The organism is Frankia gtarii (assembly GCF_025403375.1).
Taxonomy (GTDB): Bacteria; Actinomycetota; Actinomycetes; order Frankiales; family Frankiaceae; genus Frankia; species Frankia gtarii.
Map to the genome: position 1 here is coordinate 1 of NZ_JAMPTM010000576.1, position 868 is coordinate 868.

At 67.7% G+C, this 868-nt stretch carries 1 protein-coding gene; it reads left to right on the plus strand.

Going from position 1 to position 868, the window contains the following annotated elements; genetic code table 11:
* Positions 1–868 (plus strand): carbohydrate ABC transporter permease (locus tag NBZ83_RS32375; protein ID WP_261576542.1); only part of this gene is annotated, 868 nt, incomplete at both ends.

Consider the following 868-nt stretch of genomic DNA (forward strand, 5'->3'; position numbering starts at 1 on the left):
GGGGTTCACGGCGCAGCAGCGGGCGCAGCGGCGGTTGGGGTGGCTGCTGTGCGCGCCGGCGGTGGTGGTGATCGTCGCGGTGGCGGGTTATCCGATCGGCTATGCGGTGTACCTGTCGCTGCGTCGCTATGACCTGCGGTTCCCGGCGCAGTCGTCGTTCGTGGGGGTGGGGAACTACGCCACGGTGCTGGGGTCGTCGTTGTGGTGGAGGGCGCTGGCGGTCACGGCGGTGATCACGGTGGTGTCGGTGGCGGTCGAGTTTGTGCTGGGGTTGGTGTTGGCGCTGGTGATGCACCGGGCGGTGGTGGGTCGTGGGCTGGTGCGCACGGTGATCCTGATTCCGTACGGGATCGTGACGGTGGTCGCGGCGTTCGGCTGGCAGTACGCCTGGACGCCGGGGACGGGGTATCTGTCCGGGTTGTTCGGGGATGCGGCGCCGTTGACGTCGCAGTCGTGGGGTATCGCGGTGATCATCGGTGCGGAGGTGTGGAAGACGACGCCGTTCATGGCGTTGCTGCTGCTGGCGGGGTTGGCGCTGGTGGACGAGGAGCTGCTGCGGGCGGCGCGGGTGGACGGGGCGGGGCCGTGGGCGCGGTTGTGGTGGGTGACGCTGCCGCTGATGAGACCGGCGATCCTTGTGGCGTTGCTGTTCCGGGTCCTCGACGCTTTCCGGATCTTCGACAACATCTATGTGTTGACGGGCGGGTCGTATGACACCCGGTCGGTGTCGATTCTCGGATACGACAATCTGTTCACGGCGCTGAATCTGGGGGTCGGGTCGTCGTTGAGCGTGCTGATTTTCCTGGTGGTGGCGCTGGTGGCGTTCGTGTTCGTCAAGGGGTTCGGGACCGCCGCGCCCGGCGGGGAG